Annotated in this window: 14 protein-coding genes and 1 pseudogene; 9 read left to right on the top strand and 6 right to left on the bottom strand. The window is 72.3% G+C overall.

Features of this window, described 5'->3' with window-relative positions; translation table 11 throughout:
- Positions 1-521, bottom strand: a pseudogene (locus KVT44_RS45045) (hypothetical protein); the annotation flags it as partial.
- 473 nt (positions 522-994) lie between these two features.
- Here KVT44_RS45045 and KVT44_RS45050 point away from each other — a divergent pair.
- The 4 genes from KVT44_RS45050 (at position 995) to KVT44_RS45065 (ending at position 4,701) form a co-directional block, all read left to right on the top strand.
- The gene (locus tag KVT44_RS45050; protein WP_217573866.1) at positions 995-1,588 is read left to right on the top strand and encodes a hypothetical protein; all 594 of its coding nucleotides are present in this window, start codon (positions 995-997) and stop codon (positions 1,586-1,588) included.
- 164 nt (positions 1,589-1,752) lie between these two features.
- Positions 1,753-2,208: a DUF1153 domain-containing protein gene (locus KVT44_RS45055; protein ID WP_099918171.1), complete on the top strand. Its 456-nt coding sequence runs from the start codon at positions 1,753-1,755 to the stop codon at positions 2,206-2,208.
- Positions 2,209-2,360: 152 nt separating this feature from the next.
- Positions 2,361-2,984 (top strand): hypothetical protein, encoded by a 624-nt coding sequence (locus KVT44_RS45060; RefSeq protein ID WP_217573868.1) that lies wholly within the window; start codon positions 2,361-2,363, stop codon positions 2,982-2,984.
- Between the two features lie 481 nt (positions 2,985-3,465).
- Positions 3,466-4,701, top strand: a complete 1,236-nt coding sequence (locus KVT44_RS45065) for a PP2C family protein-serine/threonine phosphatase (RefSeq protein WP_217573870.1) — start codon at positions 3,466-3,468, stop codon at positions 4,699-4,701.
- Positions 4,702-4,982: 281 nt separating this feature from the next.
- On the opposite strand, the gene KVT44_RS45070 is transcribed toward KVT44_RS45065, so the two are convergent.
- Positions 4,983-7,583 carry a SpoIIE family protein phosphatase gene (locus KVT44_RS45070; protein ID WP_217573872.1) on the bottom strand — a complete coding sequence of 867 codons (2,601 nt, stop codon included), beginning with the start codon at positions 7,581-7,583 and terminating at the stop codon, positions 4,983-4,985.
- A 308-nt stretch (positions 7,584-7,891) separates the two neighbouring features.
- On the opposite strand from KVT44_RS45070, the gene KVT44_RS45075 reads away from it, so the two are divergent.
- Positions 7,892-8,122: a response regulator transcription factor gene (locus tag KVT44_RS45075; RefSeq protein WP_217573874.1), complete on the top strand. Its 231-nt coding sequence runs from the start codon at positions 7,892-7,894 to the stop codon at positions 8,120-8,122.
- 180 nt (positions 8,123-8,302) lie between these two features.
- On the opposite strand, the gene KVT44_RS45080 is transcribed toward KVT44_RS45075, so the two are convergent.
- The gene (locus KVT44_RS45080) at positions 8,303-9,049 is read right to left on the bottom strand and encodes a hypothetical protein (RefSeq protein ID WP_217573915.1); all 747 of its coding nucleotides are present in this window, start codon (positions 9,047-9,049) and stop codon (positions 8,303-8,305) included.
- Between the two features lie 2 nt (positions 9,050-9,051).
- Positions 9,052-9,513 (bottom strand): hypothetical protein, encoded by a 462-nt coding sequence (locus KVT44_RS45085; RefSeq protein ID WP_217573876.1) that lies wholly within the window; start codon positions 9,511-9,513, stop codon positions 9,052-9,054.
- 667 nt (positions 9,514-10,180) lie between these two features.
- Between KVT44_RS45085 and KVT44_RS45090 the strand changes: the two genes are divergently transcribed.
- Positions 10,181-11,062, top strand: a complete 882-nt coding sequence (locus KVT44_RS45090) for an NmrA/HSCARG family protein (RefSeq protein ID WP_217573878.1) — start codon at positions 10,181-10,183, stop codon at positions 11,060-11,062.
- A gap of 135 nt (positions 11,063-11,197) precedes the next feature.
- On the opposite strand, the gene KVT44_RS45095 is transcribed toward KVT44_RS45090, so the two are convergent.
- Positions 11,198-11,491, bottom strand: coding sequence for a hypothetical protein (locus tag KVT44_RS45095; RefSeq protein WP_217573880.1), 294 nt, complete (start codon positions 11,489-11,491; stop codon positions 11,198-11,200).
- Between the two features lie 794 nt (positions 11,492-12,285).
- On the opposite strand from KVT44_RS45095, the gene KVT44_RS45100 reads away from it, so the two are divergent.
- Positions 12,286-14,082, top strand: coding sequence for a glycoside hydrolase family 15 protein (locus tag KVT44_RS45100; protein WP_254650773.1), 1,797 nt, complete (start codon positions 12,286-12,288; stop codon positions 14,080-14,082).
- Between the two features lie 325 nt (positions 14,083-14,407).
- Positions 14,408-14,944: a hypothetical protein gene (locus tag KVT44_RS45105; RefSeq protein ID WP_217573883.1), complete on the top strand. Its 537-nt coding sequence runs from the start codon at positions 14,408-14,410 to the stop codon at positions 14,942-14,944.
- Between the two features lie 61 nt (positions 14,945-15,005).
- Here KVT44_RS45105 and KVT44_RS45110 read toward each other — a convergent pair whose 3' ends face one another.
- A complete protein-coding gene (locus KVT44_RS45110; RefSeq protein WP_217573917.1) occupies positions 15,006-15,818 on the bottom strand; it encodes a maleylpyruvate isomerase family mycothiol-dependent enzyme in 813 nt (270 codons plus the stop codon).
- Between KVT44_RS45110 and KVT44_RS45115 the strand changes: the two genes are divergently transcribed.
- Positions 15,715-16,374: an SDR family oxidoreductase gene (locus tag KVT44_RS45115; protein WP_217573885.1), complete on the top strand. Its 660-nt coding sequence runs from the start codon at positions 15,715-15,717 to the stop codon at positions 16,372-16,374. The two genes, KVT44_RS45110 and KVT44_RS45115, sit on opposite strands and share 104 nt — an antisense overlap.
- Positions 16,375-16,400: the final 26 nt, after the last annotated feature.

Here is a 16,400-nt window from a genome sequence, read left to right on the forward strand (position 1 = left end):
CCCTCCAAGCCGTCGGAGTCGGGTAAGCCGTCGAAGTCCTCCGAGTCGGGCAAGCCCTCCAAGCCGTCGGAGTCGGGTAAGCCGTCGAAGTCCTCCGAGTCGGGCAAGCCCTCCAAGCCGTCGGAGTCGGGCAAGCCGTCGAAGTCCTCCGAGTCGGGCAAGTCGTCGGAGTCGGGCAAGCCCTCCAAGCCCTCCAAGCCCTCCGAGTCGTCGAAGTCCGGCAAGGAGTCGTCACCGTCGAAGGACAAGTCCTCGTCGGAGTCGGGCAAGCCGTCCTCTCCGTCGTCCGGGCCGTCCTCACCGGGCTCCTCCCAGCCGTCGTCACCGTCGTCGTCGCAGCAGTCGGCGCCGTCGTCCGAGGAGTCCTCGAAGCCGCAGGCCCCGTCCTCCGAGCCGCCCTCCTCGCAGCCCGAGCCAAAGACGTCCGCGCCCCAGACCTCAGCGCCTCCGCCCCTGTCCTCGGCACCCCTGTCCTCCGCGCCCTTGTCCTCCGCGCCCGAGCCTTCCGCGCCCCAGAACACGGCGCCCCAGAATTCCGGACCCCCGCCCGCCGACACAGGACAGCAACAGCAGCAGCAAGAGCAACAGCAGCAAGAGCAACAGCAAGAGCAGCAGCAAGAGCAGCAGCAACCGCCCGGCCCCGAGGGGTCCTAGCAGCGCTGGCGCACATACGCCGCACGGTGGTCCCAGGACCACCGTGCGGCGTCTTTTGCGCGCCTTACCCGACTCGTCCCGCTGGGTCAAGTCACGACTCCTCGGAACGTGACCGTGCGGTGCCCGTGGGGCCTACTTGAAGTGCGGGCCTCACCGGAAAGGAAATCCGGAAAATAAATGAGGCAGGACGGTAGGACGGAAATCTTCGGCAGAGGGTTTTCTCTTTCACCGAAACCGCGAACTATCCCGGTACGGCGGTCCCGGTAAAACGGTCCGCCGACTGTCGTCCCGAATTTACGGGGCGGACAGAAGAGTCCACCTAATCGGTAGGAGAAAACCCATGACCCGTATTTTTCACACCCACAGCGATGCCCGTTCCAAGCGCCGGGGCTTCCGCCTCGCGACCCTCGCCGCCTCGGCCGCGGTGATCACCGGGGGCATCGTCCTTCCGGCGTCCGCCGCGATGGCCGCCCCGATGCCTGCCGCGCATGTCGTGAGCTTCGTCCACGGCGGCGGTGCCGGCGGTGACGGCGGCGCCGGAGGCGGCGGCTTCGTCGGCGGCGGCGGGGGCTCCGGCGGCTCCGGCGGCGGCAGCGTCCTGGGCGTCGGCGGTGACGGAGGCAAGGGCGGCAACGGAGGCGACGGCATCCTGTCCGGCGGCGGTGGCGGCGGCGGTGGTGGCGGCGGCGACGGTGTCATCGGCGGCAACGGAGGCAGGGGCGGTGACGGCGGCACCGGCCTGTTCGGCGGCAGCGCCGGCTCCGGCGGCTCCGGCGGCGACGGTGTCATCGGCGGCAACGGAGGCAAGGGCGGCAACGGCGGCTTCGGTGTCTTCCAGGGCGGCAACGGCGGCAAGGGCGGCGCGGGCGGGCTCGGCGTCCTCTTCGGCGGCCTGGGCGGCGGCGGTGGCGCCGGCGGCGGCAGCATCTTCTGACCGTTTCGCCCCGGCGGGGCGGAGGCCCGCACAGCCTCCGCCCCCCGGCCCCTCACCCCCTCACCTCCTCACCCCCGCACCCCCATTGACCAGGACGCGGAGCCGGACGGCCGGCGCTGCGCCCGCAGAACCACAACCTCGCTCAAGGAAAACGGAGAACCCCCATGTCCAGAACTCGCTGGCAGCGTCCGCTCGTCCTGGCGGTGGCCTCGGTGGCCCTCGCCACCGGCACCGCGTGCGCAGCCCAGGCGGCGCCGGGTGTCACCACAGGCACCAGCCAGATGGCCCCGGCCGACCCGTCCCACTGCGGCCATGGCGGGGAAGGCGGGAAGGGCGGGGAAGGCGGCAAGGGCGGTGAGCCCGGTCAGCCGGGGGAGCCCGGCAAGCCCGGCCAGTTCGGCTGCTTCAAGTTCGACGACCTGCCCGACAAGCCCAAGTCGGAGCTCACGGGCGTGGACAAGATACGGATCGTGCTGACCGTGGAGTCCGGGCAGGCGAAGAAGGCCGACGTCGCCAAGAAGTACAAGATCTCCGAGAAGGAGTTCGACACCTGGGACAAGCAGTTCCGCGACGGGGACTGGGCCGCGCTGATGGGTTTGAATTCCCTCTTCGGCTCCTGAGGAACTTCCTTCGACGCCCCGGCCCGGTGCGGGCCGGGGCGTTCCTGTCAAGCCCCGAATTCCCGGGCCGTGACGGCGAGGCCCTTGACCGGGTTTATTCGATACAGCGGAAACCGCGGTACGGAAAATAATTCTTTGGGAAGAGGAATGTCATGCGTATGCGTTCTTGGAAGGTCCGTCTCGGTCTCACGGTCTCGACCGTCCTGACCGCCGGTGTGGCGGCCGGCGCGCTGGCGCCGGCCGCGATGGCCGCGCCGATGCCGCAGAGCCATACGGCCGTGGTGGCCGCCGCCCGGCAGCTCCCCGCCGACGGCGCCCAGCCGGGCGGCGGCAGCCGGCCGGGCAGCGGCCAGTTCGCCAGCGGCCAGTTCGCCAGCGGTCAGTTCGGCAGTGGCCAGTTCGGCACCGTCAAGGTGGGCGACGGCAGCGTGCGGATCGGTGACCGGGTGTGTGCGGGCAACTGCAACGGGACCGTCAACGGGAGCAACGGCGGCCAGGGCGGGATCTGCGCCGGGCTGTGCAACGGCAGCGCCAACGGCGGCACCGGCACGACCGGCGCGCCGGGCCGCGAGGGCGGTATCGGCGGCCAGGGCGGGATCTGCGCCGGGATCTGCGGCGGCAGCGCCAACGGCGGCACCGGCGGCACGGGCGGAGCCGCGGTGGGCACCGGCGACGGCGGCCGCGGCGGCAAGGGCGGCACCGGCGGGATCTGCCTCGGGCTCGGCTGTGAGAGCGGCGGCATGGGCGGCCGCGGCGGCACCGGCGGCGCCGGCTGACGCCCCCCGGGGGCTTGGCCCGCGATGCGGTGGGAGTGGTTGCGCCCGCGGGGTCAGGGCGCGGACAGGCCGAGCAGGTTCGCCGCGTTGGTGTCGAGGATCATCGTGGCTTCCTCCGGGGTGAGCCCCGAGTCGGCGATGTGGTCCACGGCCCGCAGGAAGACTGGAGGTCGATGCCCGCCCGGTCCATCAGCGCGAAACGACGGTTCAGATCGGCCGCGGTCGCGTCGGCGCCGATCCCGCGCTGGGTACCCGTATCGGACTTCCTCAGGCGCTCGAGATAACCCGCGGTCCACAGATGGGCGTGCACGTCGATACGTAAAGGAGCCACCCTCCGATGGAACGGCCGCCCAGCGGCACGGTCCAGCCGGCGGCGGACTCGGGCCGGGGGTTCCGCAGCGCGGGCGGCCACGTGTCGTGGTCGAGTGGGTTCGTGGGCGGGGTGAGGACCGTGATGTCGGGGCGGTAGGGAGAGCGTGTGGTGAGGGAGCGGATCGACTACCGGGCGCTGTTCGCCGCCACCCCCAGCCCGTACCTGGTGCTGGGCCGCGACCTGGTGATCGTGGACGTCAACCAGGCCTACCTCCTGGCGACCGGCCGCCCCCGGACGGAACTGGTCGGGCGGTACCTGTTCGACGCCTTCCCCGACAACCCCGCGGACCCGGGCGCCGACGGGGTGCGGAATCTGAACGCCTCCCTGCACTGGGTGCTGCGTTCGAAGGAACCGGACACCATGGCGGTGCAGAAGTACGACATCCCCGTCACCGGCCGTCCGGGCGAGTTCGAGGAGCGCTGGTGGTCGCCGATCAACACCCCGGTGCTCGGGCCGGACGGACAGGTGGAGTGGATCATCCACCGGGTGGAGGACGTGACCGAGTTCGTCCTGTCCCGCCCCCAGCGCGCGCAGAGAATCAGCGTGCTGGGCGAGCGGGAGGCGATGGAGGCCGAGCTGTATGCGCGGGCGCGCGCACTGCAGCAGCTGAACGACGAACTGCGCAAGGCACACGCCCGGGAACGCCAGGTCGCCGTCACCCTGCAGGAGGCCATGCTGCACTCGCCCGACCTGGCGGGCCACCAGGACATCGCGGTGCGCTACATGCCCGCCGCCGGGTCCCTGAACGTGTGCGGCGACTGGTACGACGTGGTCGATCTGCCCGGCGGCTTCGCCGTGGCCGTCGGTGACGTCGTCGGGCACGGCCTGGAGGCCGCCGCGACGATGGGCATGCTCCGCAGCGCCCTGTCCGCGGCGGTCCGCGCCCTGCACGAGCCGGCCAGAGCGCTGGAGGTGCTGGGCCTGTATGCCCGCTCGGTGGAAGGGGCGCTGGCCACCACCGCGGCCGAGGCCGTCATCGACAACCGGGTCCACCGCATCCGCTACAGCAGCGCCGGCCATCTCCCGCCCGTCCTCGTGCATCCCGACGGCTCCTTCGGCCTGCTCGACCAGGCCACCGACCCCCCGCTGGGCGCCCGCCCCCGTCATGTGTCGCGCCCCCAGGCCGAGCTGCCCTACATCCCGGGAGACACCCTCGTGCTCTACACCGACGGGCTGGTCGAACGCCGGGGGGAGGACATCGACGTCGGCCTGCGCCGGCTCACCGACACGCTCACCCGCCACACCCGTCTTGCTCCCGAACGCCTGGCCGACACGCTGCTCGCCCGCCTCGGTGTCAGCAGCGGCGGACGCGACGACGTCGCCCTGGTCGTCGTGCGCCTCTAGGGCCTGTCCGGCGGATCATGCCGTAGACGCGGGGCTTGGCACGCCCTCCCCCAAGCTCTTCGAGCAGGGGGTGCCCCCAGCGGCGTTGTCGTCGGTTGCCGACTCCCCCAAGCTCTCGGCTTCGCTCGAACAGGGGAGACCCCCATCGCGTCGTCGCCCTCCTCCGCCTTGCAGCTGGACGCACCAAGCCCCGCTCACCGGCGTCGATGAGGTCCCGCCCGTTTCCTGCGACCTGATCCGCCGGACAGGCCCTAGCGGCCGCGGCCCCGTGCGGGCGGCGGTCAGCCGGGGGAGAGGGACTGCTCGGCCCAGACGGTCTTGCCGGTGAGGGCGTGCCGGGTGCCCCAGCGCCGGGCGAGCTGGCCGACCAGCAGCAGGCCCCGCCCGCCCTCGTCGAAGGTCCGGGCGCGCCGCATGTGCGGGGCGGTGCTGCTGGAGTCGAAGACCTCGCAGGTCAGCGTGGAGTCCTCGTGGATCAGCCGCAGCTGGATGGGCGGCCGGCCGTAGCGGATGGCGTTGGTGACCAGTTCACTGACCGTCAGTTCGGTGATGAAGGCGGCGTCGTCCAGCCCCCAGGCGGTCAGCTGCTCGGTGGCGTGCTTGCGTGCCCGGGCGACGACGGCCGGGTCGGAGGCCAGGTCCCAGGCGGCGACCCGGTCGGCGTGCAGGGCCCGGGTGCGGGCGACGAGCAGGGCGATGTCGTCGTCGGGACGGTGGGTCAGCATGGCGGTGAGGACTCTGTCGCAGACCGTGTCGAGGGTCTTCGCGGGGCGGGCGAGGGCGGCGAACATCTTGTCCAGCGCCTCGTCGATGTCGTGGTCGCGGGCGGCGAGCAGACCGTCGGTGTAGAGGGCCAGGAGGCTGCCCTCGGGCAGTTCGGTCTCGAAGGTCTCGAACGGCAGGCCGCCCAGGCCCAGCGGCGGGCCGGCCGGGACGTCGAGGAAGCGGACGGCGCCGTCCGGGGTGACCGCGGCGGGCGGCGGATGGCCGGCCCGGGCGAGGGCGCAGCGGCGCGAGACCGGGTCGTAGACCGCGTACAGGCAGGTGGTGCCGATGCCCCCGGCACTCTCGGCGGTGTCGTCCGTGCCGCCCTCGTCGGCGGACAGGTGCAGGACGAGGTCGTCGAGGTGGGTGAGCAGTTCGTCGGGCGGCAGGTCGACGTCGGCCAGGGTGCGCACCGCGGTGCGCAGCCGGCCCATGGTGGCGGAGGCGCGGATGCCGTGGCCGACCACGTCGCCCACGACGAGGGCCACCCGCGCACCGGACAGCGGGATGACGTCGAACCAGTCGCCGCCCACGCCGGCCCGGGTGCCGGCGGGCAGATAGCGGGTGGCGATGTCCAGGGCTCCCTGGTCGGGCAGCGTCTGCGGGAGCAGGCTGCGCTGCAGGGTCATGGTGCTGGTGTGCTCGCGGCTGTCGCGGCGGGTGGTGTGGATGCTGACGGCCGCCTTGGCGGTGAGTTCCTCGGCCAGCCACAGGTCGTCCGCCTCGAAGGGCTCCGCGCGCCGGTGCCGGCCGAAGAGGGCCACGCCGAGCGTGGCGCCGTGGGCCCGCATCGGCACCACCATCACCGAGTGCGTTTCGCTGCCCAGGAGCCGGGCGGCCCCCGGATCCTGCCGCGCCCACCGGAGGAGGTCGGGGTCGGCCGTGTCGTACAGGGCGCCGTGGCCCTGGGCCAGGCACCGGACCACCGGTGACAGGGCCGGGTAGAGGGTCTTTGTGCCCGCCGCGGAGGCGGTGGGGCCGTCGTCGAGGACCGAGCGCACCGCGGTACGGGTCGTGGCGAGGGGCCTGGCCGGGGCGGCGGGGGAGGGCTCGCCGCCGTGCCGGGGGGCGTCCAGCAGATCGACGGCGGCGAAGTCCGCGAGCCGGGGGACGGCGATGTCGGCCAGTTCCTGCGCGGTGCGCCCGCTGTCCGCGGTGGTGCCGATGCGGGTCGAGGCCTCGCTCAGCAGGAGCATCCGCTGCCGGGCGAGACGCTCCTGGAACCGCTGGTGCGCCGCCAGGCACACCGCGCGCACGCGCCCGGCGGGGTCCTTCAGCGGGACGAGGGTGGTCGACCAGCCGTCGTTTGCCCCGGTGCCCGCGGGGCCGGCGCCCGCCCGCAGTTGCTGCGGGCCGCCGTCCTCCAGCACCCGGCGCATCTTCGCCTCGGTCTCGTCGCTCACCGGATGCGGCACGATCTCCGGCAGACGCAGCCCGCGCATCCGGTCCTCGGTGAGGGACAGCACCTGCTCCATACCGGCGTTGGCCCGCACCAGCCGCAGGTCCGCGTCGAAGACGGCCATGACACAGGGCGCCTGGTGAAACGCCCATTCCCCCAGCCGCCCGCTCCCGGCCGTCTCGCTTCCGTACGTCCCGCTCCCGGACGCCTCGCTCCGGGACGTCCCGCTTCCGGCCGCCCTGCTCCCGGCCGCCTCGTTCCCGGGCATCCCGCCCCCGGCTGCTTCTCCTTCGGGCGTGCCGGCGGGCGTTTGCCCCTCGGGTGTGCCGGTCACGGCGGACACCACGAGCCACTCGGCGACGGGGCCGTCCGTCGTACGGCGGTGCGCCAGCAGTTCCCGCCGCAGCCGGCGGCCGTCGCGGTGCCGCAGTGCCACGGTGCCGCTCCACCGCTCCCGTCCGGCCGCGTCCCGCAGCACCGCCGCGCCGGCCGCGCCGGCGTCGTCGGCGAGCAGACGGGCGGCGGGCTGTCCCACGATCTCCGAGGGCGGGTAGCCGAGCAACTGCCGGGCGCCTTCGCTCCACTCCGTCACGATGCCCCGCGCGTCGACGGCGGCGGTGGCCGGGGGAGGGGGAGTGGGAGAGGCCGTGCGGGCCGGACCGGGGGAGGCGTCCGACTCGTGTGGCCGCTCACCAGGATGGGTGGGAAGTCGCTCCATCGCCGCTCATCTCGCCCTTCGGGAACCTGCACGGCCGGGGGCTCTCCTGACAAGCATGATCCCGGGGGGCACGGAGCACCAACCCGGCGCCGTCACCGGGGGCGCGGCCCGCCGCCCCGTCCGTGACCGCGCCGCCGCAAACCCGCGGGGATTCCCTGTGACAGGCCTGTGACAGTCGGCGGACACCGTCATGAAGTCCCCCGGCCACCCTTTATGTAAAGCGGACAAAAAGCCTTATTCGGTCATATGTCCCCTGCTTTCAAGGGTGTGAGCAGCGACGACCGAGCCGACACGTCGGAGGAAATCCCATGAGCCTCACACTCGCCACGTCGCGCGCCGAAGCCCCCCTCCCCGCGCTGGCCCCCCGCGAGCAGGAGACGCTGCGACATATCGCCGCAGGGCGCACCTACCTGCAGACGGCCCGCCACATGGGACTCTCCAAGCACACCGTCGACGCCTACCTCCGCCGTATCCGGGCCAAGCTCAACATCAACAGCACCGCCGAACTCACCCGGCTGGCCATCTCCCTGGGCCTGTGACCACCACGCTCCTTGAGGCCGTGACCGCCACGCTCCCCGCGACCGCGATGTGACCGCCGCGCTGCACCGCCGCTGCTCACCGGCCCGGGCCGAACTCCTCTCGGCCCGGCCCCGTCAGCAGCGGCACGTCGGCGCCGTTCCGGCATCACTCCGGTGGTAGAGGGCCATGCCCGGCCCGTCTCACATGGCCGGCCTGGACCGGCCCGCTCGTGCGGCCTGGGACAGGGCGGCCCCCGTAAACGCCACGAAGGCGACGCCGCACCCGAGCAGGCCGGTCCGCTCGGGTGCGAGGAGGTCGGCCTCGCTGTCGGAGTAGGTGCAGGTGAGGGAGGGCGGAAAGACCGTTCTTTCGATGTCCAGTACGTCGATCCGGATCAGCTTGGTTTCCGGCGGGACCGTCTTGTCGTGCAGGCACTCGTCGTAGAGCTCGGTCCGTGAGAGTTCCATCGCGGGGCCGACACCGGTCACCCAGATCATGACGGCCACCAACGGCGACCAGATCGCACCGGCCCGCACCCAGCGCGAGGCCCGCGACCTCCGCCCGATCAGGATGACGGAGAGGGCCACGACCAGAACCCCGGTGCCCGCCCACATGACCCACGTGCCCAGGACCGTGGGGTGCGACGGCCCATAGGCCCCCGAGTCGCTCCAGTAGCAGGCGACGTCGGGCGGGAAGGCGTCCACGCGCACGCGCACCAGCGGGAAGTCGTTGTCGAGGGTCTTCTGGCCGCACACCTGCACGGGATCGGTGAAGGCCAGCCCGTACACCACGGCACCCGCGTATCCGAGCACCGCCACACCCGCGCCGATGACGGCCCAGCGGACCTGCCGGGACGGACGACGCAGGGCCGCCCACAGAAGGTACGCAACCGATCCGGCCGCGCACAGGAAGAGGCTGATCAGCGGCACGGCGTAGAACAGCAGCATGCTCACGGCCTCCGCGCGCGCTCGTCCACGGACCGGGCGGACACGGACCGGGCGGATACGGCCAGGGCCGCTCCGGTGACCGTGAGGCCGGCCAGCGCCGGGTTCACGTATCCGGGGACCTCCCGGTCGTAGGTGGTCCCGTCGCTTCGATGGCACACGAACCGGACCGGCACCCACCAGACGTGGTAGTCGTCGATCCAGTAGTCGCGTTCCCGCACGCCCGTGCGGCACGGCCGGATGGGCGACGAGTCCGCCCCGCCGTCCTCCGCGTCCAGCGCCGCGCCCGCGACGTACAGCATTCCCCAGGCGTACATCACGGCCGCGCCCGCCGCGACGACATACGCGAGACCGCGCAGCGAGCGCGCGAGCCCGCCTCTCCCGACACAGGCCAGTCCCCGGCCCAGGAACACCACGCCGGAGACGACCGCGACCAGGACGACCAGCAGACAGAGCAGGACACTCACGTCATCTCCCCCCGGCCCTCGTCCTCAAGACGTATGTGACCTCGCACCACGTGATCCCCTCCCGTCACGGTTCCCCGGGGGCGGGGACGATCAAGTGAGGGCGGGCGGTTGCACGGGCCCGATCCGGCGGCCGGCATGCGGCCGCCATGGCTGACAGGCCGTCACAAATCCGTGCCCGCAGGCCGGTTGCCCGCACGGCCTGTCCGTCAGGACCACGCCGTCCGGCCCACACCGTCCGCCCGCGCCGCACCGGCCGGCCGGTGCCGTACGGTCCTCACCGCGCCGTCCGGGACCCAACGCGAAGAAGCAGGAAGCCACGGAATCCACACCGCGGAGCCCGGCACCCTCTTTGGTGAGGCGATCACGAAGATCGTCTCCGGGCCGCGTCTTCAACCTGCCCGCCCAGCCCGCGGTCTGCTGACCGCCACTGCGACAGGATCCGCGGACCGGATCACCAACTGTGACTGAGCGCTTCAGTTGGCCCTTTAGCGCCCAAGTTGGCCCGCTGAGCGTGATGGTTGGCCCGTGGAGCGGGGCAACGAGCAGCCTGGCGGCCATGATGTAGATCACAGGGGCTGGACCTCAATCTTGGTTGAGGGAGCAGGGTTCTGGGCACCGAGGGATGCCACTTAAGGCACCCAGGACCTGCGCTATCGAGGAGCCTTAGATGTCTGACAACCGCGTCATTGTGGTGACTGGTGCGACTGGGAGGCAGGGTGGCGCCACCGCGCGCGCACTGCTGTCTCGCGGCTGGACGGTGCACGCACTGGTCCGTGACCCGAATAAGCCCGAGGCGCTGGCGCTGAAGGAGGCCGGCGCCGTCCTGGTCCGCGGTGACCTGGACGATGTGGCATCGCTGGATGCGGCCCTGCGCGGCGCGTACGGCGTGTTCAGCGTGCAGACCTTTGCTGGACCGGACGGCTTCGCCGGCGAGATCCGGCAGGGTGAGGCCGTCGCGGAGGCGGCCGCCCGCGCGGGTGTCGCGCACTTCGTCTACAGCTCGGTCGATGGCGCCGACCGCCCCGGCCAGGTGCAGCACTTCGCCAGTAAGGGCGAAGTCGAGCGGCACATCACGGCGCTCGGTCTGCCCGCGACGATCCTGCGGCCAACCTTCTTCATCACCAACTTCGAGCACCTGGGCCCCCAGTGGGTGGACGGCGAGCTCACGCTGACGATGGCGCTGGCCCCGGACACGAAGCTCCAGATGATCACCCCGGGCGACATTGGAGGCATCGCCGCCGACGCATTCGACACCCCGGCCGACTACCTGGGGCGCACCGTCGAGATCGCCGCAGACGAGCTGACCGGCCCGCAGTTGGCCGAAGCCTTCGCTCGCACCGCCGCCCGTCCGGTGCGCTTCACCTCCCAGCCGATCGAGCAGGTACGCGCCCACAGCGAGGAGCTGGCCGCCATGTTCGACTGGTTCAACACGGTCGGCTTCAAGGCCGACCTGGCGACGCTGCGTGCACAGCACCCCGGGCTGACGTCCCTGGAAGCGTGGGTGGGCGAGTACTGGTCAGCGCCTGCAGTACCGGCCTTCGTGGCCTGAGACACGCGTAACCAAGGTTGTACAGACTGAGCGCTTCAGTTGGCCGATCGGGCCAACTGAAGCGCTCAGTCACACCAACCGGGGGTGATGGACACCCGGCCGGCCCGTTCGCTGCGTCCTGCCGCGGTGCGCGCGTTACTGGGGGATGAGCACGAGGTTCTTGTCGCCGTTGTCGTGATGATGGCGGAACTTGTTGTTCTTGGTGATGGTCTCGGTCGTGGTGGTGGTCGTGGTGCTGCCATGACGATTCTTGGTCGTCGTAGTGGTCTGGCTGGACTTGATGCCCGCGTGGGCGGCTTTGGGGCGGAGGTTCTCGAGGGCGGCCCGGCCGTGCCGAACGGCGCTTCGGGTTCGCGGGCCTCCCGGGTCCGCCGCTCGGCCAGGGTCTGCTGGCCGGGGAGCCGGGGCCGCCGTCGTGCCGAGGGCCAAGACCTGGCCGTACGAATCGCCCGGTGTGCTCTGCCGCGGTGACGACCGCGCGGACCGGTTCGCCGACCCACCGGCGCGGGGCTGCGCCGTCTCTCCCGGCCTCCCCACGGGAGGGCCGACGCCTGCGCGGGCGCGTCAGTGCGGTAGGGGCTCTTGCAGAGGGACGGACGGGTGGGTCCGAAGACGATCGGCGCGTGACGGCTGTCGCCGCCCCACCCCCGCCCTGATCCGCTCCCGCAAGCCCGCAAGCCCGCAAGCCCGCAAGCCCGCAAGCCCGTAAGCCCGTAAGCCCGTAAGCCCGTAAGCCCGCAAGCCCGCAAGCCCGCAAGCCCGTAAGCCCGTAAGCCCGCAAGCCCGTAAGCCCGTAAGCCCTCGCTCTCCGCAGGCCCACGGGTGCGACAACTCGCTAGGGCCTGTCCGGCGGATCATGCCGCAGACGCGGGGTCTGGCACGCCCTCCCCCGAGCTCTTCGAGCAGGGGGTGCCCCCAGCGGCGTTGTCGTCGGTTGCCGACTCCCCCGAGCTCTCGGCTTCGCTCGAGCAGGGGGGACCCCCATCGCGTCGACTCCCTCCTCCGCCTTGCAGCTGGACGCACCAGACCCCGCTCACCTGCGCTGATGAGGCGCCGTTACTTCCCTCCGACCTGATCCGCCGGACAGGCCCTAGCCTGGACACCAGGGGGCGGCTCGGGCGAAGCCCAAGGAGGCTGACGTGGCTGAAGCGACTCCTGAGGCCGGAGCGAAGGACAGTGACCGGACATACACCGGCCCCCGCGGCACCGGCACCCCCGGCTACCTGCCCATCGCCGAGCACGGCCTGATCGGCGACCTGCGCAGCGCCGCCCTCGTCGGCACGAACGGCACCATCGACTGGTACTGCTGCCCCCGCTTCGACGCACCCAGCGTCTTCGCCTCGATCCTCGACGCCGAACGGGGCGGATCCTTCGAACTCGCCCCCGACGTCCCCACCCGCACCAAACAGTTCTACTTCCCCGACACCAACGTCCTGATCACCCGCTTCTTCGCGGACGACGGAGTCGGCGAGATCCAGGACTTCATGCCCGTCGTCGACGACTCACGCGAGGCCGACCGCCACCGCCTCATCCGCCGCGTGGTGTGCGTGCGCGGAGCACTCCCCTTCCGCGCCCGCGTCGCCCCCCGCTTCGAATACGGCACCGCACCCCACACCGTGCACGCCGAGGCCGGCCAGGCGGTGTTCGCCTCCGCCTCGCTGCGCCTCGCCCTGACCTCCACCGTGCCCATCGAGGTCGATGGCCCGGACGTATGGGCCCTGTTCAAACTGCACGAGGGCGAGTCCGCCGTCTTCACCATCGACAAGATCGGCGGCGACGTGGCCCCCCGCTTCTGCGCCGTCGCCGAGGCGGAAAGAGAATTCAACGCGACCGTGCGCTACTGGCGCCGCTGGCTGTCCCAGTCCCGCTACCGCGGCCGCTGGCGGGAAATGGTCCACCGCTCCGCCCTCACCCTCAAACTCCTCACCTACGCCCCCACCGGCGCCATCGTCGCCGCGCCGACCACCAGCCTGCCCGAACAGATCGGCGGCGAACGCAACTGGGACTACCGCTACGTGTGGATCCGCGACGCCGCGTTCTGCGTGTACGCGATGCTCAGACTCGGCTTCACCGACGAGGCCGAAGCCTTCATGGGCTTTGTCACCGAGCACGTCCAGCGCGCCCCCGACGGCCCGTCCGGACCCACCGGCCCCCTGCAGATCATGTACGGCATCGACGGATGCCGTGACCTGCCCGAACGTGAACTGCCCCACCTCGAGGGCTACCGCGGCTCAGCCCCCGTACGCGTCGGCAACGCCGCCGTCGACCAGCTCCAGCTCGACATCTACGGGGCACTCGTCGACTCCCTCTACCTCTACGACAAGTGGGGCAAGCCCATCTCCAGCGCCCACTGGGACAGCATCAGCGAGCTCGTCGACTGGGTGTGCGACCACTGGGACCAGCCCGACGAGGGAGTCTGGGAGACCCGCGGCGGCCGCAAGACGTTCCTCTACTCCCGCCTCATGTGCTGGGTGGCGATCGAACGCGCCATGCGGCTGGCCCGGCACCGCGGCCTGCCCGCCGACATGGTCCGCTGGGGCGCCGTCCGCGACACGATCTACCGGCGGATCATGAGCCACGGCTGGTCCGCCGAACGCCACGCCTTCACCCAGTACGAGGACAGCGACATCCTCGACGCCTCCCTGCTGATGATGCCGCTGGCGAAGTTCATCGCCCCGACCGACCCCAAATGGCTCGCCACCCTCGACGCCCTCGGCGAGGACCTGGTGTCCGACTCCCTGGTCTACCGCTACGACCCCCAGGCCAGCCCCGACGGCCTCCAGGGCGAGGAAGGCACCTTCTCGATCTGCTCCTTCTGGTACGTCGAGGCACTCACCCGCGCGGGCCGCCTGGACGAGGCCCGCCTCGCCTTCGAGAAGATGCTCACCTACGCCAACCACCTCGGCCTCTACGCGGAGGAGATCGGCCACACCGGCGAACAGCGCGGAAACTTCCCCCAGGCCTTCACCCACCTCGCCCTGATCAGCGCCGCCTTCAACCTCGACCGCATGCTCGGCTAGGCCGCGCCCGGCCAGGCCCCCGGCCGGCTGCTCCTGTGTGACATCAACGAAGGTGACGCGCGTCTCCCTGCCGCAGCCGCACCGCGGCAGAGCCCCACGACGACGCTCCCTACCGCCGCCAGGGACGCAGCCGGCCCCCTGCGCCCCCGGCCCGGCTGCGCCGCCCCACCGCCCCCGGCTGTGACGCAGCTCCTGTCGCCCCCGCGGGAGGCCGCCGTACCGTTGTCCGCCACGCACCTCCCCGCCCGGGCGCGCAGTGCCCGCGACCGGATCACCCACACCGGAACCCCCAGGACAGGCGGGCACACGCACAGGACGGTCCACCATGCCCACCGCTCTCTCGCCCGTCATCACCGCCTCCGCACGCTGGCTGCTGTCGGCCTTCCCCCCGGCCTCCGGCCCGCTGAACCAGGCCCTGGCCGAAGCCCAGGCAGGGCACGCGGCCACCATCGCCGCCGCCCTGCGCTACCCCACCGCGCTGGACGCCGAACTGCTGGACCTGCTCGGCCCCGGCGGCTCCGGCCGGCTGGACTTCGTCACCGGCGCGGACGCACCCCCGCTGACGGACGCCACCCACGCCTGGCGCACCCAGGTCGACGAGACCGTCGTCAGCTGGGCGGCCTGCCTGCTGGCCGATGCCGACCTCGCCGCCCTGGCCGCCGCCTGCCTGGCCGCCACCCACCACGGCCCCGACAGCGTGGGCGACGCGCGCCGGCTGACCATTCCCAGCCCGCGCGACCACCGCGCGGCCCCCCTGCTGCGCCACCCGGACTTCCTCGGCCCGATCGCGGACCTCCACCGCGAGACCCTCCTCGGCCTCCTCGGCGCCGCCCCGGCCGTCACCGCCCCCGAGCCCAGGTGACCACCAAGCCCGTACGACCACAGGCAGCAGGCCACCGTCCGGCCGCCGCGGCCCGTCGCGCTCAGGGCGCCTTGAAGAGAGCGGGGAAACGCGGAGCGAGCCAGGGCTTGCGCCCCCCGACCAGGATGCGGCCCTGAGCGAGGGCGCCCCACTGGCCCCGGCGCCCGAGCGCCATCAGGAGAAACGTGACCGGCTCGATGAGGATGGTGCAGTCCGCACGCCCCGGCAGCCGCTCACCGACCGACACCGCACCCCCGGCCACCCGCACACCGAACCGGCCGCCACCCCACAACCGGATCGCATAGCAGGCGCTCAGCCCGGCCGTGCCGGCCGTGTCGGTCACCCGTGGCATCACCGTCAGGAAGAACGGCAGCGTCAGCCGCACCCGCTCCCGGTCGATCATGTGCGCACGCCCCAGCGCACGGGCGAGATCGTAACCGTGTCCCAGCATGTGCGTGAGCAGATACGACCCCAGCGCATCCGGTCCCATCGGGCCCAGCGGAGTGACCACCGTCCCCTCCGCGCTCCGCTCCTCCAGCGCCTTCAGACACGCGCCGGCCTGCTCCACGATCATCCCGGCCAGCGGCTCGGCCCCGCGCTCACCGAACGCGGCGAGCGCCTGCTCGTTGGCCGCGGCGAGACTCTGCGGCGTGCCGTCCCCGTAGCTGCGCGCACGGCCCGCCGCGATGTCCGCCATCAGCTCGTTGGCCAGTGCCAGATGCGCGGCCGCCTCCCCGACGCTCCACTGCGACTGCGGCACCCGGCGTTCCATGCCGGCGCCCGCCCGCAGCAGTGCGGCGATCTCCTCGGCCGTATCCCGTATCGCCGTACCGAGCCCCTCGGGCACCGCGCCCCGTACGTCCGGTCCCGCCACTGGTTCCACGCCGCCTCATCCTCATATTTGGTTCCCGTCCCGGTGCCCGGTTCCGCCTGCAGCCGGCGGGCGAACACGCGTCACGGATCACCCGGCGTACAGAAGACCAGGCGACAAGGGCAGCGACAAGCCCCTGAACCACGAGGCCGGACGGGATGTCGCCCGCAGCACCGGCCCGGTGCCTTCGCCCTCACCAAGCCCGTTCGCCAAGCCGGTTCGCCAAGTCTGTTCGGGCCTGGGCAGCTACGCCGCCACCAAGGCCGCGATCCGCAGTCCCGCCCGCACCTGGGCCGCCGAACCCGCAGGCCGTGGCATCCGGGTCAACGCCCTTCCCCCCGGCCCCGTCCGGCCGTCGCAACCCCGGGCGGCGACGGGCTGCGGGCCGCCTTCCCGCAAGGCGGTCAGGCCACCGCCGCGCCGACCCCGCTCCGCCGCGCCGACCCCGCTCGGCCGAGCCGGCCGCCCCGGCGAGGTCGCGGCCGCCGCCCGCTGCCCGGCCGGGGACCAGGGTTCGCTCGGAGCGGTCCTTTTCTGCTCGTCTCGCTGGTTGGGGTGACGGGGGCGCCGGCCAGGCGGAGGAGG

Source organism: Streptomyces sp. GbtcB7 (assembly GCF_019091445.1).
GTDB lineage: Bacteria > Actinomycetota > Actinomycetes > Streptomycetales > Streptomycetaceae > Streptomyces > Streptomyces mirabilis.